At 43.4% G+C, this 21,176-nt stretch carries 22 protein-coding genes; 15 read left to right on the top strand and 7 right to left on the bottom strand.

Annotated elements, in window-relative coordinates:
• Window positions 1–143: 143 nt before the first annotated feature.
• Together GTK07_RS12525 and GTK07_RS12530 are read left to right on the top strand one after the other, a co-directional pair.
• Entirely contained in the window at window positions 144–332 is a 189-nt protein-coding gene (locus GTK07_RS12525; RefSeq protein ID WP_163635597.1) for a hypothetical protein, read from the top strand.
• Window positions 333–440: 108 nt separating this feature from the next.
• On the top strand, window positions 441–887 hold the full coding sequence (locus GTK07_RS12530; protein ID WP_163635598.1) for a hypothetical protein: 447 nt from the start codon (window positions 441–443) through the stop codon (window positions 885–887).
• Between the two features lie 67 nt (window positions 888–954).
• On the opposite strand, the gene GTK07_RS12535 is transcribed toward GTK07_RS12530, so the two are convergent.
• The gene (locus tag GTK07_RS12535; RefSeq protein WP_163635599.1) at window positions 955–3,258 is read right to left on the bottom strand and encodes a glycoside hydrolase family 3 protein; all 2,304 of its coding nucleotides are present in this window, start codon (window positions 3,256–3,258) and stop codon (window positions 955–957) included.
• Window positions 3,259–3,412: 154 nt separating this feature from the next.
• Between GTK07_RS12535 and GTK07_RS12540 the strand changes: the two genes are divergently transcribed.
• The 3 genes from GTK07_RS12540 (at window position 3,413) to GTK07_RS12550 (ending at window position 5,656) form a co-directional block, all read left to right on the top strand.
• Window positions 3,413–4,234: an SH3 domain-containing protein gene (locus GTK07_RS12540; RefSeq protein WP_163635600.1), complete on the top strand. Its 822-nt coding sequence runs from the start codon at window positions 3,413–3,415 to the stop codon at window positions 4,232–4,234.
• 106 nt (window positions 4,235–4,340) lie between these two features.
• Window positions 4,341–4,940 carry a transcriptional regulator gene (locus GTK07_RS12545; protein WP_163635601.1) on the top strand — a complete coding sequence of 200 codons (600 nt, stop codon included), beginning with the start codon at window positions 4,341–4,343 and terminating at the stop codon, window positions 4,938–4,940.
• Window positions 4,937–5,656, top strand: coding sequence for a DUF3307 domain-containing protein (locus GTK07_RS12550; protein WP_163635602.1), 720 nt, complete (start codon window positions 4,937–4,939; stop codon window positions 5,654–5,656). The genes GTK07_RS12545 and GTK07_RS12550 overlap by 4 nt, the downstream gene beginning before the upstream one ends.
• 69 nt (window positions 5,657–5,725) lie before the next feature.
• Here the strand turns inward: GTK07_RS12550 and GTK07_RS12555 are convergent, their stop codons facing one another.
• Together GTK07_RS12555 and GTK07_RS12560 are read right to left on the bottom strand one after the other, a co-directional pair.
• A complete protein-coding gene (locus GTK07_RS12555; protein ID WP_163635603.1) occupies window positions 5,726–6,280 on the bottom strand; it encodes an FMN-binding protein in 555 nt (184 codons plus the stop codon).
• Window positions 6,264–7,190 (bottom strand): DUF6607 family protein, encoded by a 927-nt coding sequence (locus tag GTK07_RS12560; protein WP_163635604.1) that lies wholly within the window; start codon window positions 7,188–7,190, stop codon window positions 6,264–6,266. Before GTK07_RS12560 ends, GTK07_RS12555 begins: the two co-directional genes overlap by 17 nt.
• A 102-nt stretch (window positions 7,191–7,292) precedes the next feature.
• On the opposite strand from GTK07_RS12560, the gene GTK07_RS12565 reads away from it, so the two are divergent.
• The 10 genes from GTK07_RS12565 to GTK07_RS12605 all read left to right on the top strand — a co-directional run bounded on the left by GTK07_RS12565 (window position 7,293) and on the right by GTK07_RS12605 (window position 16,815).
• A complete protein-coding gene (locus GTK07_RS12565) occupies window positions 7,293–9,398 on the top strand; it encodes a TonB-dependent receptor plug domain-containing protein (protein WP_163635605.1) in 2,106 nt (701 codons plus the stop codon).
• A gap of 11 nt (window positions 9,399–9,409) precedes the next feature.
• The gene (locus GTK07_RS12570) at window positions 9,410–10,051 is read left to right on the top strand and encodes an HmuY family protein (RefSeq protein ID WP_163635606.1); all 642 of its coding nucleotides are present in this window, start codon (window positions 9,410–9,412) and stop codon (window positions 10,049–10,051) included.
• A gap of 213 nt (window positions 10,052–10,264) precedes the next feature.
• A complete protein-coding gene (locus tag GTK07_RS12575; protein ID WP_235932863.1) occupies window positions 10,265–10,663 on the top strand; it encodes an arsenate reductase family protein in 399 nt (132 codons plus the stop codon).
• A 47-nt stretch (window positions 10,664–10,710) separates the two neighbouring features.
• On the top strand, window positions 10,711–12,252 hold the full coding sequence (locus GTK07_RS12580) for an AsmA family protein (protein WP_163635607.1): 1,542 nt from the start codon (window positions 10,711–10,713) through the stop codon (window positions 12,250–12,252).
• Window positions 12,253–12,254: 2 nt separating this feature from the next.
• A complete protein-coding gene (locus GTK07_RS19415) occupies window positions 12,255–12,551 on the top strand; it encodes a hypothetical protein (protein ID WP_313790809.1) in 297 nt (98 codons plus the stop codon).
• Window positions 12,530–13,366, top strand: coding sequence for a DUF748 domain-containing protein (locus GTK07_RS12585; RefSeq protein ID WP_313790810.1), 837 nt, complete (start codon window positions 12,530–12,532; stop codon window positions 13,364–13,366). Before GTK07_RS19415 ends, GTK07_RS12585 begins: the two co-directional genes overlap by 22 nt.
• Window positions 13,367–13,767: 401 nt before the next feature.
• A complete protein-coding gene (locus GTK07_RS12590) occupies window positions 13,768–14,961 on the top strand; it encodes a toll/interleukin-1 receptor domain-containing protein (protein ID WP_163635608.1) in 1,194 nt (397 codons plus the stop codon).
• Window positions 14,940–15,542 carry an SLOG domain-containing protein gene (locus GTK07_RS12595; RefSeq protein ID WP_163635609.1) on the top strand — a complete coding sequence of 201 codons (603 nt, stop codon included), beginning with the start codon at window positions 14,940–14,942 and terminating at the stop codon, window positions 15,540–15,542. Before GTK07_RS12590 ends, GTK07_RS12595 begins: the two co-directional genes overlap by 22 nt.
• 3 nt (window positions 15,543–15,545) lie before the next feature.
• The gene (locus GTK07_RS12600) at window positions 15,546–16,235 is read left to right on the top strand and encodes a TIR domain-containing protein (protein WP_163635610.1); all 690 of its coding nucleotides are present in this window, start codon (window positions 15,546–15,548) and stop codon (window positions 16,233–16,235) included.
• A gap of 1 nt (window position 16,236) precedes the next feature.
• Window positions 16,237–16,815: a toll/interleukin-1 receptor domain-containing protein gene (locus tag GTK07_RS12605; protein ID WP_163635611.1), complete on the top strand. Its 579-nt coding sequence runs from the start codon at window positions 16,237–16,239 to the stop codon at window positions 16,813–16,815.
• A 347-nt stretch (window positions 16,816–17,162) separates the two neighbouring features.
• On the opposite strand, the gene GTK07_RS12610 is transcribed toward GTK07_RS12605, so the two are convergent.
• The 4 genes from GTK07_RS12610 to GTK07_RS12625 all read right to left on the bottom strand — a co-directional run bounded on the left by GTK07_RS12610 (window position 17,163) and on the right by GTK07_RS12625 (window position 21,175).
• Window positions 17,163–17,462: a GIY-YIG nuclease family protein gene (locus GTK07_RS12610; protein WP_163635612.1), complete on the bottom strand. Its 300-nt coding sequence runs from the start codon at window positions 17,460–17,462 to the stop codon at window positions 17,163–17,165.
• Between the two features lie 146 nt (window positions 17,463–17,608).
• A complete protein-coding gene (gene hemL, locus GTK07_RS12615) occupies window positions 17,609–18,886 on the bottom strand; it encodes a glutamate-1-semialdehyde 2,1-aminomutase (protein WP_163635749.1) in 1,278 nt (425 codons plus the stop codon).
• Window positions 18,887–19,409: 523 nt separating this feature from the next.
• Window positions 19,410–20,273: a glucosaminidase domain-containing protein gene (locus GTK07_RS12620; protein ID WP_163635613.1), complete on the bottom strand. Its 864-nt coding sequence runs from the start codon at window positions 20,271–20,273 to the stop codon at window positions 19,410–19,412.
• Window positions 20,270–21,175 (bottom strand): 1-aminocyclopropane-1-carboxylate deaminase/D-cysteine desulfhydrase, encoded by a 906-nt coding sequence (locus tag GTK07_RS12625; RefSeq protein WP_163635614.1) that lies wholly within the window; start codon window positions 21,173–21,175, stop codon window positions 20,270–20,272. Before GTK07_RS12625 ends, GTK07_RS12620 begins: the two co-directional genes overlap by 4 nt.
• Window position 21,176 lies beyond the last annotated feature (1 nt).

Raw genomic sequence — 21,176 nt, forward strand, 5'->3', positions numbered from 1 at the left:
TTTATACCTGCAAGGTGTAGCCAAAGTATCATAGGCTACACCTTGTTTTTTTGCCCTTTCACATCTTAATAGGGTCATTTCGCAACATATCATGGCGATTGAAATATGGTTTGATTATCTTAGTTATCCCAAATCTCAACATCATGACCTACAAAATCAAGAGTCTACTCTATTTCTCCTGTTTTATGCTGGCATCCTTGGCCTATTATTTGGTAGACCAGCACGATGAATTCCAAGAACAAATGGCAAACAAATCCTATGTGGAAGCCGACTTTCACGATGCCGATACCCTGGATGAACCCAAAGAGGACCAAGAGGAACTACAACCGTAAACCCTCCCAAAAACCTTTACTGTTAAAAGCTTCACAATTGTAGCTTGAATGATTAAACCAATGGGCAAAGCCTATGTCAAAGGTTCATATCATTTAAAATTTAAGCATATGAAACGATTGGCAGTAGTATTGGTTATGCTCACCACTCTTGGTGTTATGGCCCAAAAAAATGATGGTCTAAGAATGCCGAAAGACCTCAGAATGGATATGACGGCCGAAGAAATGGCCACATTGAAGACCAAACACATGGCATTAGCCCTTGATTTGACCAAAGCGCAGCAAGACAAGGTAATGAGGTTGAATTTGGAGGAAGCCAAACTTAGAAAGGCCAAGTGGGATGAAATGCAGGCATTGAGAGAAAGTGGTGAATGGAAAAAACCCACACCAGAGGAAAAATTTGAAAGGGAAAATGACAGATTGGACCAACAAATTGCTTTCCAAGCCAAAATGAAGGAAGTATTGAACGAAGATCAATACCAATCTTGGAAAGACATGAGAAAACACAAAGCCAGGCATGGCGGCAAAAAAATGCAGGAGAGAGGGAGAAGAGGATAGTGTTTTTTGTTGATTTTAAGGAGCCGCGCCTGCCATGGACGCGGCTTCTTTAATTTTATCGTATTTGCTATTTGTAGTTCTTCACCCGATCATCATTGATTACACCTCCCCAGTTGAGTCCAAACGCAAAATCGTAGGCATTGCTCTCAGCGTCGATATAAGGTTCCATATCCCGTGGTACATCTTCAAACTGAAGTTCAACGGTTTTCATATCCGCAGGCATTTGAAATGGCAACAAAGCCGAAGGTTCAACCTTGCCAGATACCAAATCCATCAACGCTTGGTCCTGAACGCCCATTTGCACCAAAATAGCAGAAGCATAAGGTTCGATTTCGGCAAAAACCATAGGTTTGGAAACCCTGACCAAAACCACAACGGGTTTATCGCCCATTATCTTTTTGGTATCCTTTACCAAATCCAGATCGGTGGTATTGGAGGCTAAAAAAGATTTTTCTTTATAGGTTCGGTTGGTAAAATCTTCCATTGGACTACCACCGGCCAAACTGCTGTCCCTGGCATAGGTTGCAGTGTACGGACCATATTGTAAACTAATGGGAACATAGCCATTTCCTCCTTTTTCATTATCGGAAACTTCATAACCAACTCCCCCATTCGGGTTTTCAATTCCAACTAGGGCAAAATCCGCTGCGGAAGGATCCTCCACAACATCATAATATTTGATGATCACATCCATATTGAAAGGAACTTCATTACGCTCCGGAGTCGCTATCCCGAACCAATTTTTACTGGAGGCAACAAAGCGTTGTGGCACGTAAACCTTTTTCTTTTCTTTCATAGGCAATACATTGCCTTGGTTTTTCAACATGACCACGGAACGCAATTGTGCTTGGTATCCCGCAGCCATAAATTCAGGTTTGCCAACGGTTGCTTCGGTGGCCGCTACATCCAAATACGGATTTTCAAAAAGGTTGGTCCTGAAGATATTTTTAAGCAATCGCACTGCGGACACTTCAAAGCGTTTGCGCATATATTCCTCACCATGTTCCTTCACTCCCATTTGGTAGGCCTCGATCACAGGATCCATATCATTGTTTCCTCCAAATTGGTCGCATCCAGCTTCAATAATCTTGTAATGTCTTTCAGCGACACTTAAATGCTCCACACCCCATGGTTTTCCTTCAAATACATAAACGGAGCTTACATCTCGGGTAATGCCCCAATCGGTGCACACCACTCCATCATACCCATACTTGTCACGTAATAAATTGGTGATCAAATATTTGTTATAAGAATTTCCAACATTTTCACCATTAACAGTATCCCTGTTGGTTGAAATGGTATAATACGGCATCACCGCGGAAGCCATTCCCGTAGCACCTTTCAGTTTAAAGGCACCTTCAGTGAAGGGTTTAAGATGGTCCTTCAAATTATTTCCCGGATAAACGGCGTAGGCTCCATAGCCAAAATGGGCATCTCGTCCACCTTCCTCAGGACCGCCCCCTGGCCAGTGCTTTACCATGGCATTCACACTTTGATAGCCCCAACCTCCATCATCGGAAGATTGAAATCCATCCACATAGGCCCTTGCCATATCGGTGGCCAATTTGGGGTCTTCGCCCATAGTGCCATCAAAACGGGACCAACGGGGTTCCGTGGCCAGATCAATTTGGGGTGAAAGTGCCGTGGCAATACCCAGAGCACGATATTCTTTGGATGCTATCTCCCCAAACTGTTGCATAAGGGCTGGATCAAAACTAGCAGCTATACCCAAACTGCTTGGCCACATGGAAATACGCCCTCCCGCTCCAGCATTGAATTCGGCATAAGAATCGCTGCCATGCCTAGGGTCGGAACTGGTATTCACGGGTATTCCCATCCCGATACCTTCCACAAAAGCTTGGGCATTGTTGTTCCATTGGGCGGCAACACCTGGGGTCTGTACACTGGTAATCAGCACATGTCTAAGGTTGTCATCCTTTAAAAATATCTTTTGGGCATCGGAAAGGTCACTGGCTTTGGCCCCGCTTTCTTCAAAAGGTTTACCGTTATAGGTCACTGGACCAAAAAAACGGTTACCACCACCAGGAATGGATTGGTGGGCACTGTACAGCATAAGTCCTGCAATCTGCTCCACGCTCATTTTGGAAGCTAGGTCGGCTGCCCTTTCCTCTACGGAAAGCCTCCAATCCTCATAGGGATCCAAAGTGCCATTTTTGTTTAGGTCCTTAAAGGCCAATCGGTCCACGGTCAAAATTTGGATTCCCGATTCAGGGGCATAACCAAGAGTTGCGCCATCTGTATTTTCAACCAATTTATAGCCCTCTTTTTCGGCTTCCTTCCATTTAGGCCCACAGGCTACCACTAAAAATGGCAAGACAGTGACCAAGAGGTGCTTTTTTACATTTTTCATGCTAAAGTTTGTTAGTTATTCGTAGTTGAGAATTTAATCCATTGAATTTACGGAATGATGGCCGAGTATGGAAATCCTTTTTACCAATTTGTGGCGTATATAACATAACCATCCTGAGAACTGCCTTTATCATAATCCTTTAAATCCAAATAAGATGAAAGCACGTTTCTTGATTACCGTTATAGCCACCATTTTTGTACTGACCACTAATTTCGCACAGGAAAAAATGCATTGCCCGCCATCGAAATGTGAATTTCAACCAGGCGATCAGGTGTATGCCTTTGGACATAAGATCAAACTGAGGAGCGAACCCAATACCACCTCACCAGCCTTGGAGGAACTAAAAATTGGGGAATGGGTCAAAATCCTTGAAAAAACACCGTTCTCATGGCCTTATAAAGGTTTCGACTCCCCGTTTTACAAAGTAAAATACAATGGCATGACGGGCTATATCCTTGGAGGATTGCTCTCCGTGGAGCGAAAGACTGTGGCTGGACAAAATTATTTTTTTACTTATTCACGTGAAGGAGAGTCCACTTTTTTGAACATCAGGACCGTGGTACATGGTTCGTATATGGAAAAGAAAGTACCTCTCCGAAACCCTCATTTTTCCATCAACACTTTGGGAAATAAGGGTGTTCCCAATCTGGATGGTATCCTATATGTGGATTACCATGCAAATGCATCCAACCTTGATGATGGGGGCATCTATTTGTTCCTCAACCATTTCAATCTATGTGATGCCGTTGCCATTTCCCAGATTGTGGACCAAGGTTCGTCCAACTATCTTTCAGAGCGATTGATCTTTCCCGATGATGCGGACGGAATCCCCAATAAAGTGCTGTACAAAATGGAAAAAGGCCAAAACCTGGACTTGGTTACCGAATGGCGGCAAACCTCCATGGAATCGCGTATCCTGACCTGGGTAGATGGAACCCTTTCCCCAAATATTAGGGAAAAAGGATGGCAACCATAGGATTTGGTCAATAATTCCTTTATTTTATCGTTTATATATCCGATATTTTTATTTATCGCTTTTTTTAACGATATTTGAACTATTCGTCTAATTAAACGATATTAATATGAAAGCCATCCTCACGGGAGACATCATACATTCCAAGGATCATAAAGCCGGCAAATGGTTGCCCGTTCTAAAAAAGGCTTTGGGCCGTTATGGCTCGGAGCCTCTTGAGTGGGAGATTTATCGAGGCGATAGTTTTCAATTGGAGACCACTCCTGAACAAGCACTGGAAGCGGCCATTTACATCAAGGCTTGCCTAAAACAGATACGACATTTGGATGCTCGAATCGCCATTGGGCTGGGCGAAAAAGACCATGCGGCCGAAAAGATCACCGAATCCAACGGAACAGCATTTTATCATTCCGGTGAGTGTTTTGAAAACCTCAAAAAACAGACCCTGGCAATCAATTCAGGTGATGAGACCTTTGATACCACTATAAACGTCATGCTACAATTGGCTTCCTTAACCATGGACAACTGGCTTCCGGCCGCCGCAAAAATAGTTTGCACTGTTTTGGAACACCCAGAGGCCAATCAAAAGGAAATTGCCGCCCTTCTGGAAAAATCGCAAAGTACCATCAGTGAGGCATTGATCAGGGCAGGATTTGACGAAGTGCAAAAAATGATCCATTTTTACAAAACCCAACTCGCCCGACTATGACACTATTAGCGTTACAACTGTTACTGGCCCATTTTGTGGGCGACTTTGTGCTACAACCCGCCAAATGGGTGGAAGACAAGCTCCAGAAAAAGGCAAGATCCAAATACCTGTATTTTCATATTGGAGTGCATCTATTGCTTCTTTTGCTCCTGTTGCAGTTTCAACATTTGGGGGCTATAGCCCTTATTGTGGTGTTGCACTATTTGATCGATCTTGGAAAACTCACCTTCACCAACTCCAAAAACTATCGCTGGCTTTTTGTTGTGGACCAAGTACTGCATCTTTTGGTGCTGGCTACCATTCTGTATTGGATCGAGCCCTATCAGATTCCCTTCTCAGATTTGTTGCAGGAAAAAAACTTGCTGCTAATCACCTTTTTAGTATTTGTCACCTATGTTTCCGGCATCATCATGCGGATGCTGTTGGCCCCTTATATAGATGAGGTCGCCAAGGACGATGAGCCAGGCGAAGGGGGTTCCTTAAAAAATGCCGGCACTTATATCGGTATGCTGGAGCGGCTCTTTGTATTCGGGTTCATTTTGATGCAACAATGGGCGGCCATAGGGTTGTTGATCGCCGCGAAGTCCGTGTTCCGGTTCGGGGACCTTAACAAGGGCAAAAACCGAAAACTCACCGAATATGTGCTGATAGGCACCCTGCTCAGTTTTGGACTTGCCATCCTTTCCGGGATGTTTTATATGTATCTGGCCAACTAGGGTACAAAAAAACCGTCCCATGGGGACGGCTCTCTCAATGAACAAATTAAAATAATGGGCACTACTTAATCATAAGATGTGCTGATCATTCAGCACCTTCATACTTTCCAATATGTTGCTCACGGCCAAGGTCATGGACTTTGCCGAAATGGTGGCACCGGAAATACCATCAATGTCCTCTCCGTAAACAAGGGTTTCCCCTGATTTTTTCCCAATGAACTGCTTCAACCAACGTTGGCTTCCCACCTGTCGCCCATGATCTTCACGATAGATCAGGATCTTTGATTTTTTAACGGCCAGTTCTGGGGTGAACAATACCACATAGTCAAAAACATTTTTCAAACTAGGGGCCTCGCCCAAGTACACATAACCCACAGTCGATTCCCCTGTTTTGATCCTGAAGAGATTTTCGCCCCCCAATTCTGAAGGCGTTTTTTGGTTCAGCGGAGCGTCTACAACAATCAGTTCCAAGGAAAAATCCTCCAACCCAAAAGTTGTCTGCACGGCATTATCCACTTTTTCCTGAAGCTTGGGGGAAATCTTGGGCATTTGGAAAGCTACAAGAAAAAAGGCCGTGCATAACACGGCCCCGCCAAGGGCCTTAAACCTATTTTCCCTCAGCATTTTTAGCTTGTTTTTTATCCGTGATAAACTTGTTGATGGTTTCCAGAACCTGAGCCTTATTGGCACCTTGTTCTTCCAACTGGTAAAAGTGCATAAAAAGAGGTTGGCCATCCACTTGTTTCAGAAGTGTTAGGTCACCTTCACGGTTGTAGACCCCATCCCATGCATCGCGTGCTACGGCCCAAAAATCTTTATGGGTGGCCCACCAATCTGCAGCTACCTTACAATCTGAATCTGCTACTTTTTTGTAGATATTATAACCTTTTTCTTGGGCCAACAACACATCGGTTTCACCATCTTTTCGGACAATCTTGTCATTATCCTGCTCGTGTACCCACCCGGTCGAAGTAATCTCTTGTCGATTACCGCGGCTCATGACATTATAATCACTACGCTTGGAGTATTCCCTTCGGGGAAGTGGCGAATCGCTACGGTTCTCCCAATAATGTTTGCCATCAAAATGTACCCAGGTAGAAGACCCAGAATATCGAGGACTATCATCCACCTGATATACCTTTTGGGTCCACTGTCCCTTCACCTCACTAGCAGGTAATTGGGCAAAGGTCCAGCTATTGTCTTTGTTGTAATGGTATACTTTCTGGTTTTCGAACAACCAATCCTGTCGCCAGTGTTTGATCACGGTGCTATCATTGATCACCAATAAATGTTGAAGGGAAATTTTGTCGTCTTCATCAATAATGGGCAAAGCCAATTCCAAGGCTTTGGAGGTATAATCCAGTTTTTTTTCGTAGTCAATTTCTGGAGCAAAGGTCTCCGTGTACTTAAAGGTCACTTCGTAGCATCCGCACATATCCAGAATGGCTTGGCGGTCCAAATCTTTCTTTTTTTGAGAGAAGCCAATGGTTGTACCTAGCACCATGAGCATCAGGAAGATGATTGATTTTTTCATAATGGTATCAGTTAGATCTTATCAAATTGTTCTGGACAAAAATATTAAACTTATTTAGATTGAATAAAAATAAAATATATATTTGTCGCAAAATAAATTAGAATGAATCTAAATAAGTGTCGATTAAGCCTGTTTTTGTCCCTTATAGCCTGTTTGCATGTCATAGGCCAGGAAAACAGTCCTTCCCAAAAAGATTCCATTCTGACCGAAAATCTGGATGAAGTAGTGGTCACGGCCACTCGAACCATCAGACAATTGTCTTCCTTGCCCCTGCCCGTTACCCTGATTGCAAAAAAGCAGTTGCAACAAACCGGATTTACCCGCCTGAACGAGATCCTGAACGAACAAACCGGCATCATCATGACCCCGGATGCCACCATTGGCGGTGGAGAGGGAGTCCAAATTCAAGGGATTGCCTCGGACTACGTTCTGGTACTCATTGATGGGGTTCCCGTTGTAGGTCGCAGTTCGGGTAATCTGGATCTTAGCCGCTTTGCCATTGGCAGTATCAAACAAGTGGAAGTGGTGAAAGGGCCTGCTTCCAGCCTTTTTGGTTCCGAAGCCTTGGGCGGCGTCATCAATATCATCACGGAAAAACCATCCTCAGAAAAAATCAGTGGGCAGGTTTCACACCGAATGGCCAGTTTCAACAACCAGAACACCAACCTCACCATCAACCAGAAAGGAAAAAAACTGGGATATTCCCTATTTGCCGATCGCTTGAGTACCGACGGCTACGACCTTGCCCCTACCCAAGAGGGCCAAACCATCAATCCCTTTTACAATTACACCCTTAACGGACGCTTGTATGTGGACGCTTCCCAAAAATGGGACGTATTTGCCTCGGGCAGGTATTTTTATCAAGAATTTGATGTGGCCCCCAGTACCAGTGAAGAGCAAGATTTGAACCTTCACCTTAAGGTGAACCATAAACCTTCCATAAAAAGCCAGTTGCACTATGAACTGTACTACACCAATTATATTACGGATGAAAAGAGCATTGACCCCATTGACAACGAACTGTTGGTCGCCAATGATTTTGACCAAAGGCTGTTCCGACCGGAAATCCGTTTCAACCATACCTTTTCAACCCAAAATATCCTGACCATTGGTGCCGGTTACAACTTTGAACATTTGGAGCGATCGCTTTTTGCCGGTGATGTAACCTTTGAATCCCAATACCTCTATTCGCAATTCGATTTTAAGCCACTTGACGACCTTAACATCATTGTTGGTGCACGCTTCGATAACCACAGCGAGTACCATTCGCAATTAAGTCCTAAAATTTCCGGTCGCTACGATTTGTCTCCAAACTTTGCCATTAAAGGTTCCGTGGGCAGTGGTTTCAAGTCCCCGGATTTTAGACAATTGTATCTGGACTTTACCAACGCTGCCGGTGGTGGATACTCCGTTTTTGGAAAGGAAGTGGAACAGGCCGGGATCGAGCGCCTTCAAGAAAACGATGAAATTGCCACCCTTCAAGTGGATCCGTCCGAATTGGGTGACCCCTTGGATGCGGAAAGTTCCATCGGGTACAATCTAGGTTTCGTAATAAAAAAAGGGAAACTATCCACAGAGCTCAACTTTTTCAGAAACGACTTTAAAAACCTTATCGATACCCGAATCTTGGCGTCCAAGACCAATGGGCAGAATGTTTTTGGGTATATCAACCGTGACCGTGGCTATACCCAAGGCCTCGAAATGGACGTTCAATACAAACCTTGGAAAAACCTCAACCTCTCTGCTGGGTATCAATTGCTCTATGCCTATGACAAGGACAAAAGGGAAGCCGTGAAAAATGGGGAGGTCTTTGCCCGAGACCCGGAAACCCTACAAACCGTCCGGCTGTCCACTTCCGACTATTTTGGATTGGAAAACCGCTCACGACACACCTTGAACGCTAAAATCTTTTACGAAATCCCCGAATGGGATGCCAACGCCAATATCCGGGTCACCTATCGCAGTCAATTTGGGTTGACCGACCAGAACGGAAACGACCTTTTGGATGTGTATGATGGCACCTTTTCCAAGGGGTACGCCTTGGTAAACCTAACGTTTGGCAAGACCTTTTTTAAACATTATCAGCTTCAATTGGGAGCCAACAATCTGTTGGATTTCAAGGGGAACAATCCCTTGGCTACCCAAGACAACGAAGTGCTCTTAAACCCAGGAATTCAATTATTTACCAAAATCAATATTCAATTTTAAAAAGTAATACTATGATCAAAAAAACAGCAAACTTTTTCACCTACCTATTTATATTCACGGCATTTGTTGCCTGTAGCGACGATGACGACAATGGTCCAGACCCAATTGCCGTGGAGAGTAGTACCGCCACCAATATTCCCGCCCCACAGACCGGAGGCCAAGGTGAGCCCGTGGGCGGACCTTTTACCAAATTCAGCTTTGCAACAGGTGCCGTAACCACCAGTGAAACGGATTGGGACATTGCCTTTAGAGGTACCAGTATAGCCGTAAACGGGGGAGCCGTTACCGGAACCGACGACGAACCCGAGAGAAACGGGGATGCCGGGGTTTCCATTGAGAGTGGCACTTTTGCCGATATTACCACCGTAGAGGGACTTACTTTTGCACAGGATGCGGATGGAGCCTTTGCCATTGCCAGTGGAAGTGATAATGGCTGGTACAACTACAATCCGGCTACTTTCACTATTACTCCCATTCCCGGAAAAATATTGGTGTTCCGTACCCATGACGGAAAATATGCCAAAGTGGAAATCCTAAGCTATTACAAGGATGCCCCGGCAGAAATTGATGCCATGTCGGATGAGGCACGATACTACACCTTCAATTATGTGTACAATCCCAATGAAGGGGAAACCTCTTTGACCATCAACTGATCAAAATAGGATAAGAATCATTTATTCAGGAAGCTCAAGGAATAACCGCACCATTCCCTTTGTTATCAAATCCATTCTCGCGGTTATGTTGAGTTAGTTTGTGTGAGAAGCGGGGCCTTGGTCCCGCTTTTTTCTGCTTTTACGATACGAAAAAAACGGATAGCGTTAAATGTACTTTCCAAAAATGGGGAACTTGCTACAAAAGCATTTTAAATGGAGAACGATATGGGAGTCATCGCAACGAACAACCGGGAATTGAATTTGTACTATAATGCCGACAGCAGTATCGGTATGCAAACCTTGGCCTTTGTACAGGCCTCCAAGAAAAAGGTATTGGCCGTGGATTTGTCCAAGACCAAGGTCACGGGGACCCAGTGGGCCGAACTGGCCAATCTTTTGGGCATCCAAATCAAAGACCTGATCAATACGGAACACCCCGATTTCATCAAACTATATGGCAAGGACAACGATCTGGAAGGTGATGACGATTGGATCAAAGTGCTGCAAAAAAACCCAAGTGTGGTTACCCAACCCATACTGGTCAATGGCAGCAAGGCCATGCAAGTGAACACCCCATCCGATGTCATGGTTTTTCTGGACAAAGAAAGCTGAACCCCAAACCTGTCTCGTAGATACACTACGGATCAACACCGAAAAATATGTCGCAACCCAAAAAAGTAAAAATAGCGCTATGGATGCTAGTGGCCTTATTAGCCATTGGGGTCACGGCCCAGCTCTGGTTTACCCAAAGGGTAAAGGCCCTATTGTCCGAAGAACTGCCTTCCCACATCCATCTTTCTTATGAAGGATTGTCTACCAATGTACTTTTGGGGAAAATCGGCCTACAAAAAGTTGCGTTTCAGGATAACACCACATCTTTGGACCTAAAAGCAGAAGCGGTTACGCTCTCCGGGTTGGAATATCTTCCCCTGCTTCAAAAAGGAGAAATAGCCATTTCGGACCTGACCGTGGAAGCACCCCAAGTCACTTATCAAAAGAAAAACCTGGAAAACGATTCTATTGCCACTAAGAGGAATCAAGGGGAACCAAAAAATATCAGCATCCAAAACTTTCGCATCCACAACGGACAATTGAAAGTGCTTCAGCACGATTCCGATAGCACCTTGGTACAACTTGGAGGAGTGGATGTACGGGTCACCGACATCACCCACAACAAAGAAACCGCTTCCCTACCCTTGCCCTTCACCTTTGGTGCATATCAAATCCAAACACAAAAAGGGTACTACGATTTGGGCCCTTTGGAAGACTTGCAATGGCAATCCGCAAAACTTGACACTTCGGAAGGAAGCATTCAAAAATTGGAATTGCGTACCAAGTACAGTCGGGAGGAAATCTCCAAAAAACTTACCGTGGAGTACGATCATTACGATTTGGTCATCGACTCCGTCCTGTTAAAAAAACCCGATTTTGGCTTGACGGACCACCTGCCCAAATTCCATCTGGAAGCTCTGGAACTCCACCACCCCATTTTTGAGGTGTATCGGGACAAGTTGCTGCCCGATGATACCACCCATAAAAAATTGTACAACCAAGCGTTGCGCGACCTCGATTTCGATTTGCTCGTGAACACTATCCACATTTCCGAAGGAATGGTCGCCTACGAAGAACGGTTGGAGGCCGACGTAGAACCTGAAAGTCTTCGGTTTACGGATATTTCGGCCACCATCCGCAATCTGCATAGCGAAGGCAGTGGCATGGTATCAGTGGCCGCCCAATCCCAATTGATGGGTGACGGACAACTGACCTTGGATTGGTCCTTCGACCCGCAGAGCCAGAGCAACGATTTTTTGGCCTCTGGTTCTTTGAAACAGTTCCAAACGGAAAATATCAGTCCCTTTTTACGGACCAACCTCAATGCCGAAGTCAAGGGTACCATCAACCAAATGTATTTTACCATCAGCGGCAACGAAGTGGAATCGCAGGGCGATATGAAAATGGCCTATGTCCAATTTGAGTTCGTGGTGCTGAAAAAGGACAAATTGGGCGTGAACAAACTGCTCACCGCCATCGTGAACATCTTTGCCAAGGAAAGTTCCAAGGCCGATGGCGACGGGTTCCGGCATGGGGACTTCAAAGTAAAACGCCAACCCGACAAATCGTTCTTCAACTACCTCTGGCTGAACGTAAAGAACGGGTTAGTGGATACCATGACAGGCAAGGGCAAAAAACGTAAAAAATAACCATGGCGAAGCAAAGAAAAAAAATATACAAGCGCAAACGGTATGTACTGCCCACGATCCTGATCGTGTTGCTCCTCGCGTTCCGCTTGGTACTGCCCTACATCGTAAAAAACTACGTGAACAAGGTTTTGGCTGACATTCCCGGCTATTATGGCCATGTGGAGGACATTGATTTGTCGCTCATCACTGGGTCGTACACCATAGACCGTCTGTACCTGAACAAGGTGAACGCTGGTTCCCAATTCCCTTTCTCGATTTTGAAAAAACGGACATTTCCGTGGAGTGGAGTTCCCTGTTGAAGGGCAAGGTGGTGAGCGAGATCAACATGACCCGACCCACAGTGATCTATGTGTTCGAGGACCAACAAAAGGAAGGCGAAGAAGATGCCGATATAGACGATTGGACCAAGGCGTTGACCGATCTGGTGCCCATCGACATCAACAAATTGGAGATACATGGCGGCAAAATGGCCTTTGTGCAGCTTTCGGCCGACCCCAATATTGACCTACATCTCGAAAAAATTGAACTGTATGCCACCAACCTCCGCAATGTGGTGCGCAAAGAGGCCCGTCTGCCCAGCAACCTATCTGCCGATGCAATCAGTATTGGTGGGGGCAACCTGCATTTGGAAGGCCAGATGGACCTCGTAAAGCAAATTCCCGATATGGACCTTGCCCTGTCCTTGGAAAATGCGAACGCCACTGCCCTCAACGACTTTACCGACCACTATGCGGGACTCGATTTTGACAAGGGCTCCTTTAACCTATACAGCGAACTCGCCATTGCCGATGGCTACCTGAAAGGCTACCTAAAACCCATTTTAAAGGACACCAAGCTCATTGGCAAGGAAGATGCCTTTTTGGAAACGCTCTGGGAAGGGTTTGTGGGCTTTTTTAAGTTTGTGTTGAAGAACCATAAGGAAAACACCCTCGCTACCAAAGTGCCTATTGAGGGCAATCTGAACGATGTGAAGACCAAGACCTGGCCCACGGTGACCAACATCTTTAAAAATGCCTGGATCAAGGCGTTCAAAGGGATTGTGGACAACGACATCGAGTATGAAAAGGTGCAGGAAACCGCTAAGAAAAAAAGCTCAGAGGACAAAAAGGGTTAAGGTTTCTGACTTCTGACTTCTGATATCCGACCTCGGACTTCCGACATCTGACTTCTGACTTCTGATATCTGACTTCCGACTTCTGCTTATTGTTTATTGGTCATTGTAAATTGATTATTGTAGAAAATCCCTAGTTTTTTTACGGTTTTCCGTAAGGCCAAATGTTTGGGAATTAGTATTTTGGCTACTCCCCTTAGAACTTACTGGAACAGGATTATACTTTGGAAATAAGTAATCAAAAAACATTGATAACACACCTTTTTGGGTGTATCTAGATATTTCTTTAATTATGTCTATGCAAGTTACTTTCAATAGTAAGAAAAAAACTAGCAACATTCAGGTTATATTTTATTGAAGTCGAGCTGCAATTGAATGATTATATATAAAATGAAAATTACATTATGGATTATAAATACCAATTGATATTGCTAGGCTCTGAAGTTGAGGCTAAACCCAAAATACTTTCTATATTATTCCAAAAAATTAATGATTTGGGATTGCCAGAAAACATTCTAAAAATTATTGAGGCTGACAAAATTAATTCAGATTACCTAGGAAATCAGCCAGCTTTTGGCCTTTACTTTGGGGATGTTGAGGGCAAGCATAAGCATATAGATATCACCGATATGTTATTGAAGGATGGAACAATGATTCTTCCTGTCTACTTTGGAAATCCTGATGGGGCATTCTCAAAAGAAATTCCAAATAATCTAACCAATCAAAACGGAATTCGATTTTCTGAAAATGAGCTAGATAGAATTGCTAATATTATCCTAGAGTCATTCGAGCTACTTAGAAGCACAAGAAAAATATTTATAAGTTACAAAAGGAACGAATCAACTTCTGTAGCTATTCAATTATATGAAGCGCTTGAATCCTACAACTATGACGTATTTTTAGATACCCACACAATTGGAAAAGCTGAACCATTTCAAGATGAATTATGGCACAGAATGACCGATTGTGATGTAATAGTCTTGCTTAACACACCTAAATTTTTAGAAAGCCACTGGTGTAAAGAGGAATTTGCAGAAGCAGGAACAAAAAAAATTGGATTAGTTCAACTTGTATGGCCACATCATGACATCAAAAAAATAGATTCTGGATCTCACTTGAGCTATCCATTAATCTTAAAAGAATCAGATTTTGTTGCTAGTATTTATGACGATAAAGACAAATCGAAACTGGTTGATATTATGGTTAAGGAGATAATTCAAAAGGTTGAATCAGTTAGGGCTAGAAATCTAGCTTCACGACAGGATAATTTAATAACGGAGTTTAGAAATATAGCTGTCGAATGTGGTAGAACTGTGAACGTTCAGCCCGAAAAATTTCTTACTGAAAATCTTCCTTCTGGCAAAAGAATTATATATATTCCTACAATTGGTATTCCTCAATCTACTAGTTGTCAATCCGCAGAAATCAGGCATGAAATAGAAATAAACAAAGACACTTCCGTAAGGCTGATTTATGATGATCTAAGGATAAGAGACAAGTGGATAAAGCATCTTGATTGGTTAAATGATAACTTCAAAAAAGATATTCTAACATTAAAAAAGCAAGAATTTAAATCATGGCTACAGACGACAAAATAAAAACTATTTTTCTTTCAGCCAGTATTCCTCTTCCAGAACGAGACACCCGATATATTGAAACAGCTGATATAATTGCAATTAGAGACGCTGTTGTTGCATTCGCTACAACTGTACTTCCACATCATCGTATTGTTTGGGGGGGTCATCCCTCCATAACTCCACTAATATATTATGTTTTGGAAAAATTGAATTTAAATATTCATAATCATGTCATCCTTTATCAATCCAAATTATTTGCAAAGAATTTTCCTGAAGATAATAATAAGTTCAGTAATGTGATATTAACTGATATTGTTGAGAACGACCGTGACAAATCCTTGTTACATATGCGAGAAAGAATGCTATCAGAATTTGAATTTTCTGCTGCGGTGTTTATTGGAGGTATGGAGGGAATTGAAATTGAATATAAAATGTTCAAGGAAAAATACCCTCAGGCCTTGCTACTTCCGATTGCTAGTAGCGGTGCGGCTACTAGAATTATATACGAAAACTTTCTGCCAGAAGAAATGAAAAATGAAAGATTTCTTAAGGATTATGGATACATGTCATTATTTCAAAAATATTTAATGGATAAAATTTAAAAAATGGGAAGGAAAGTTTTTGTAACCTATAAATATGGCGATACACATGTCCAAGACTTAAACGTCTACGAAGAATCATGGTTCGGAATACAAAAAGTACCAACCAAAGCTCGCCATTACGTCAATGAGTTAACAAGTATTTTAGATAAGGGAGATAATATTTACAAAGGGGAGAATGATGGTGAAAGTCTAGCTAACTTTTCTGATGAGTATATTGCATCAACTCTAAGAGATAAAATTTACGATAGTAGTATCACCATTGTGCTTGTTTCAAAAGGGATGAAAGACATTTTTATAAATGAAAAAGATCAATGGATGCCATGGGAAATCTCATATTCTTTAAAAGAATCCACAAGAAACGGACGTACCAGTTTGTCGAATGGAGTTGTGGTGGTAGTTCTCCCAGATGAATATGGTAGTTACGGTTATTATTTAAATTTTGATGGCATTTGTAATTGCATTAATTACAACACGGATTTCCTATTTCAAATTTTGAGAGACAATATGTTTAATATTAAAATTCCGGATACTTATTTATGTTCAAATGGTTCAACTATATTCAGAGGTGACTTTTCTTATATTCCTTCAATAAAATGGGAGGATTTTAAGATTAACCCAAATATGTATTTAGACAAAGCCATCAAATTAAGAGATCAAAAAGAACAGTACAATATTACCAAAACTGTAAAATAGCATGAGTTTTATTACTGAATCACAACTAGCAAGCTACAGGTCTAGAACGAAAATGTTTTCAAAAAGTGATATTGTAGTCTTAAATGAGAGCTCGTCCCACGACAAAACTAAACCGATGGTTTTTCTCTCCCATAAACACGGTGAAATAGAAATCTTGCAAGATGTCATAGCATTTTTGAATGAAGAAGGTGTTGAAATTTATGTTGATTGGATGGATGAAGAAATGCCAGCTTACACAAATGCAAAAACAGCGCTGAGATTAAAGGAAAAAATAAAGATATCAAACAAGTTTATACTCCTTGCAACTCCTAATGCGATAAGTTCCAAATGGTGCAATTGGGAATTGGGTATTGGTGATGTAGAAAAATATATTGAAAACATAGCCTTATTTCCAATAAATAGAACTTACCAATCTTTTAGCGGTGCTGAATATTTAAAAATCTATCCTTACATAGATTACGAAAATGGCAATGGAAGATACATAAACAACACCTATATTTCTAAGGGTTATTATGTAAAAATACCTCTAGAAAACGGAAACACAAGGCTAATAACTCTTAAGGAATGGTTCAGAAGATAAACGATAAGATTCACTGAAGATAAAATTGAGCTTTACTTACCACTATTTTGGGGCAAATAATCAATCTTGAATATATTAAATTGAAGCCGTAGCAAAGATTACCCCCACTATTACGGCCGTTAATACTTTAGCTTTGGAATAAAATTAATGCTATCTATCGCAAATCTGAAAACTATCAAAACACCCTCCCCACTGCCTCAATCGTCCTGTCCATCCGCGATGTCATTTCGAACCGACCGAGGGGAGCGTGAGAAATCTCAAAACCAATAAGATTTCTCAATCGTCACTGCGTTCCTTATTTCGAAATGACAGGGAACCGACTTGTCATTTCGACCGAAGGGAGAAATCTAAACCTCTTGATTGTTCAAAAATTCCCAATCAGGATTAAAGGAAAAAATCAAGCTATCCTTCTTTTCCCGTCGCCACTTTTTCAGTTCCTTTTCTCTAGCAATTGCCAGTTCAATGGAATCAAATCGCTCATAATAAACCAAATAAAAACAATTGTATCTTCCAGCGAATGATTTCTTTGCGTGTTGACTATCAAACTGATGCTGGGAAAGTCTGTCCTGGATATTGTTGGTTACTCCAATGTACAATACGGTCCTTTTTTCATTAGTAGTGATGTAAATGAAATAAGGTGATAGCATATTTAAATTTATATAGATTTCTCAGTCGTTTCACTTCTTCGAAATGACAAACCTAACGTCATTTCGACCGAACGGGAGAAATCTCAACCTTAAAATAGATTTCTCAATCGTCACTACGTTCCTCATTTCGAAATGACATGTAGTGATTAAAATACTTTTTTTACCGCCTCAATAGTCCTGTCCAAATCCGCATAGCTGAGGGCATCGTTTAAAAAGTAGCTTTCAAAGGCAGAGGGCGGTAAGTACACCCCGTTGTCCAGCATCCCGTGGAAGTATGTTTTAAAGGTGTCGTTGTTGCCCTTGGCCGCACTGGCAAAATCCACCACCGGTTCGTCCGTAAAGTGTACGGAGATCATACTGCCAAAACGGTTGATCTGATGGGCTACCCCTTTTTCGGTCAAGGTTTCGGCAATGCCCTTGTGCAGATAGGCTGTTTTGTCCGCCAAACTGGTAAACACTTCGGGGTGGTTGTTCAGTTCGGTGAGCATGGCGAGTCCGGCACTCATGGCCAAGGGGTTCCCGCTCAAGGTCCCTGCTTGGTACACGGGTCCGTCAGGTGCCAAGTGCGACATGATCTCGGCACGGGCCGCAAACGCCCCTACGGGCAGTCCGCCCCCGATCACCTTTCCGAACATCACGATATCGGCATCAATGCCCAAGGCTTCCTGTGCCCCTCCTTTTCCCAATCGAAAACCGGTCATCACCTCATCAAACAACAACAAAATGCCTTCTTGGGTGCATAGCGCCCTTAAGTTGGCCATAAACCCTTCTTGGGGAATAATGCACCCCATATTGCCCGGAACGGGTTCCAAAATGATGGCCGCAATCTCACCCTTATTGGCTTCCACCAAAGCCTTTACACTCTCCAGATCATTAAAATTGGCCAGCAAAGTGTCCTTGGCCGTGCCCTGCGTTACCCCAGGGCTGTTGGGACTACCAAAGGTAACGGCCCCACTTCCCGCTTGAATCAAAAACGAGTCGGAGTGACCGTGATAGCACCCTGCAAATTTGATGATCTTGTCCTTGCCCGTGTACCCGCGCGCGAGGCGTACGGCACTCATACAGGCCTCGGTACCACTGTTCACAAAACGGATCTTGTCAATGTTCGGCACCATGGAAACGGCTAGTTGGGCCAGCTCGGTCTCAATTTCGGTGGGCATGCCAAAAGAAGTGCCTTTTTTGGCCTTTTCGATGACCGCATTGATCACAGGCTCGTATGCATGACCCAAGATCAGTGGACCCCACGAGGCAATGTAGTCGATGAGTTGGTTGCCGTCCACATCATAGAGGTAGGCCCCTTTGGCCTCCTTTACAAAAATGGGGTCGCCCCCTACCGCTTTAAACGCCCGAACGGGTGAATTAACGCCTCCTGGAATGTATTTTTTGGCCTCTGCGAACAAGGCACTGCTTCGTTGGTAGATCATATCGTATTCTGTCATTCCTGTGAAAACAGGAATCTATTTTAATGCATTTTCAATGTGTCATTCCTGCGAAAGCAGGAATCCATTTTCAAGGTTTGGATTCCGCATCTAGTGCGGAATGACAAATCGAAGACAAAGGTACATATCCTGTCTATTTCATGGAAACGGATTTTGACTACAATGTATCGTCATGTTGAACTCGGTTCAGCATTCCATCATAAACTGTAAAAAGATGCTAGTGAGAACCTGAAACCAGTTCAGGTTGACGTTGTAAATGTAAGTCAGGTGTTTCCTGAGTGGAGCCGAAGGAGCATGGAGAATGCTACCTGTCAATCCTGCCAACGCAGGAATCCATATCTTACCTGTGGATTCCGCATCGTGCTTCGACTTCGCTCAGCATCCGTGCGGAATGACAATAGCAATGCAAAGTGAATGCGAATCATGCTTCGACTTCACACAGTTTCCCATAGTTTCACATAGAACCACAGTGAGATCCTTCGCTCCGCTCAGGATGACAATTTTGAGATTACTGAGCCCTTCGGATGTTGAGCACCTGCCCGATGGAGATGATGTTATCGTTCAGGTTATTGAGACGTTTGATCTCGTCCACCGAAATGTCATACTTTCTGGAAATGCCATACAGGGTTTCCCCTTTTTCCACCGTATGGGTCACCACTTCTTGAACCTGGGGAACTTCATCCGTTGAAGGTTGACGCACGGTTTCCATGGGGGTTTCCACCACCGCCTCGTCATATTGGTGCAAATTGTACCGTTCGATCAAGGCGATCAACTTTTGGGGATATTGCTTATCCGTGGCATAGCCCGCCTGTCGGAGTCCATGGGCCCATTTTTTATAATCGTCCCGTCGGTAATCGAACAAAAATGCATAACGGGAACGTGAGGTCAAGAAAAGACTGTGATCCCGGAACGAAAACATGGGGTGGTTGTATTTTCTAAAACATTCCCCCTTGGCATCATCATCATGAAAATCGAACTCCCCTTCCCAACCCGTATGGCATTTGATCCCAAAGTGGTTGTTGGTTTTCAAGGTGAGTTCCCCACGACCGGAACCGCTTTCCAAAATCCCTTGCGCCAAAGTAATACTGGCAGGAATGCCAAAGGCACGCATTTCGTATTGGGCGATTTCGGCAAAGGTCTTGATGTATTCTTCAGTACTGGAAATCGGGAATTTTTCAAACCTACCTGGGTCCTCGGGCATGGGATACAATTCCGAACCTTCGGCACTACCATTTGAGATCGCCGTGGGTTGTTTGGTCTCCGTCCTGCTCACTACGGGAGCGCCATTTCGGTGGGTAGACCTTCTTTTTTTGGCCCCGCAACTTGAGAGCAGCAATACTACCAAAAGTGCATATCCGATTCGCTTTATCATACGTCCAATAAGGGTAAATTCTTCTTTTTCAATACCAGGTTCATGCCCTGTATGCCTTGTAATCCACCGGTATGAATGGCCAAGATTTGGGTATTTCGGGGGAAAACTTCCTGGTTTACAAGGTCAAAAATACCAAAAAGCATCTTTCCTGTGTAAATTGGATCTAAAGGAATTCCAGTTTTGTGTTTAAAGTCGTTGATGAAATGGATAAGTTCCTCGGTCACTTTTGCATAGCCCCCAAAATGGTAATCTGTCACCAATTGCCAACCATCATTGCATGCGAAGCGGCTAACGGACTCGTTCAAAAAATCTCCTTTCAAGGCAGGAAAACCCAGTACCTTCTGATGTTTTTGGCTTGCGTTGATGAGTCCGGCCACAGTGCCACCCGTTCCCACAGCGCAGCAGACCACATCAAAAGTTGCATCGGATTCCGTTAAGATTTCGGTACAGCCCTTCACGGCCAAATCGTTGGTTCCACCTTCGGGCAGAAGGTAAAAATCCCCGAATTTATTTTTTAAATATTGGAGGAAAGTTTGTTCTTCCTTTTGACGATGCTGCTCTCTCGACACAAAATGAAACTGCATGCCTTGTTCATGGGCCAGGGCCAAGGTGGGATTATGCTGCCATTGATCTTGTAATTCTTCCCCCCGTATGACCCCGATGGCTTGAAAACCGTGTTCCATGCCTGCACAGGCCACGGCTGCAATGTGGTTGGAAAAGGCCCCACCAAAGGTGAGCAAGGTAGCATGTCCCTGATTTTTGGCTTCAACCAGATTGTATTTGAGTTTGCGGTATTTGTTCCCGGAAATCAAGGGATGGATAGTATCTTCCCGTTTGATGTACAGGGTCACGCCCTTTTCTTTTAAAAGGGGATGGTCTATATGCTGGTTGGGGATGTTCAAT

It is taken from the genome of Flagellimonas sediminis, from assembly GCF_010500845.1.
GTDB classification, from domain to species: Bacteria; Bacteroidota; Bacteroidia; order Flavobacteriales; family Flavobacteriaceae; genus Flagellimonas; species Flagellimonas sediminis.

What these genes read in the sequence shown, in the direction of transcription:
- GTK07_RS12525 (WP_163635597.1), top strand. Translation starts at nt 144, where the DNA reads ATGACCTACAAAATCAAGAGTCTACTCTATTTCTCCTGTTTTATGCTG.
- GTK07_RS12530 (WP_163635598.1), top strand. Translation starts at nt 441, where the DNA reads ATGAAACGATTGGCAGTAGTATTGGTTATGCTCACCACTCTTGGTGTT.
- GTK07_RS12535 (WP_163635599.1), bottom strand. Translation starts at nt 3,258, where the DNA reads ATGAAAAATGTAAAAAAGCACCTCTTGGTCACTGTCTTGCCATTTTTA.
- GTK07_RS12540 (WP_163635600.1), top strand. Translation starts at nt 3,413, where the DNA reads ATGAAAGCACGTTTCTTGATTACCGTTATAGCCACCATTTTTGTACTG.
- GTK07_RS12545 (WP_163635601.1), top strand. Translation starts at nt 4,341, where the DNA reads ATGAAAGCCATCCTCACGGGAGACATCATACATTCCAAGGATCATAAA.
- GTK07_RS12550 (WP_163635602.1), top strand. Translation starts at nt 4,937, where the DNA reads ATGACACTATTAGCGTTACAACTGTTACTGGCCCATTTTGTGGGCGAC.
- GTK07_RS12555 (WP_163635603.1), bottom strand. Translation starts at nt 6,280, where the DNA reads ATGCTGAGGGAAAATAGGTTTAAGGCCCTTGGCGGGGCCGTGTTATGC.
- GTK07_RS12560 (WP_163635604.1), bottom strand. Translation starts at nt 7,190, where the DNA reads ATGAAAAAATCAATCATCTTCCTGATGCTCATGGTGCTAGGTACAACC.
- GTK07_RS12565 (WP_163635605.1), top strand. Translation starts at nt 7,293, where the DNA reads ATGAATCTAAATAAGTGTCGATTAAGCCTGTTTTTGTCCCTTATAGCC.
- GTK07_RS12570 (WP_163635606.1), top strand. Translation starts at nt 9,410, where the DNA reads ATGATCAAAAAAACAGCAAACTTTTTCACCTACCTATTTATATTCACG.
- GTK07_RS12575 (WP_235932863.1), top strand. Translation starts at nt 10,265, where the DNA reads ATGGAGAACGATATGGGAGTCATCGCAACGAACAACCGGGAATTGAAT.
- GTK07_RS12580 (WP_163635607.1), top strand. Translation starts at nt 10,711, where the DNA reads ATGTCGCAACCCAAAAAAGTAAAAATAGCGCTATGGATGCTAGTGGCC.
- GTK07_RS19415 (WP_313790809.1), top strand. Translation starts at nt 12,255, where the DNA reads ATGGCGAAGCAAAGAAAAAAAATATACAAGCGCAAACGGTATGTACTG.
- GTK07_RS12590 (WP_163635608.1), top strand. Translation starts at nt 13,768, where the DNA reads ATGGATTATAAATACCAATTGATATTGCTAGGCTCTGAAGTTGAGGCT.
- GTK07_RS12595 (WP_163635609.1), top strand. Translation starts at nt 14,940, where the DNA reads ATGGCTACAGACGACAAAATAAAAACTATTTTTCTTTCAGCCAGTATT.
- GTK07_RS12600 (WP_163635610.1), top strand. Translation starts at nt 15,546, where the DNA reads ATGGGAAGGAAAGTTTTTGTAACCTATAAATATGGCGATACACATGTC.
- GTK07_RS12605 (WP_163635611.1), top strand. Translation starts at nt 16,237, where the DNA reads ATGAGTTTTATTACTGAATCACAACTAGCAAGCTACAGGTCTAGAACG.
- GTK07_RS12610 (WP_163635612.1), bottom strand. Translation starts at nt 17,462, where the DNA reads ATGCTATCACCTTATTTCATTTACATCACTACTAATGAAAAAAGGACC.
- hemL (WP_163635749.1), bottom strand. Translation starts at nt 18,886, where the DNA reads ATGATCTACCAACGAAGCAGTGCCTTGTTCGCAGAGGCCAAAAAATAC.
- GTK07_RS12620 (WP_163635613.1), bottom strand. Translation starts at nt 20,273, where the DNA reads ATGATAAAGCGAATCGGATATGCACTTTTGGTAGTATTGCTGCTCTCA.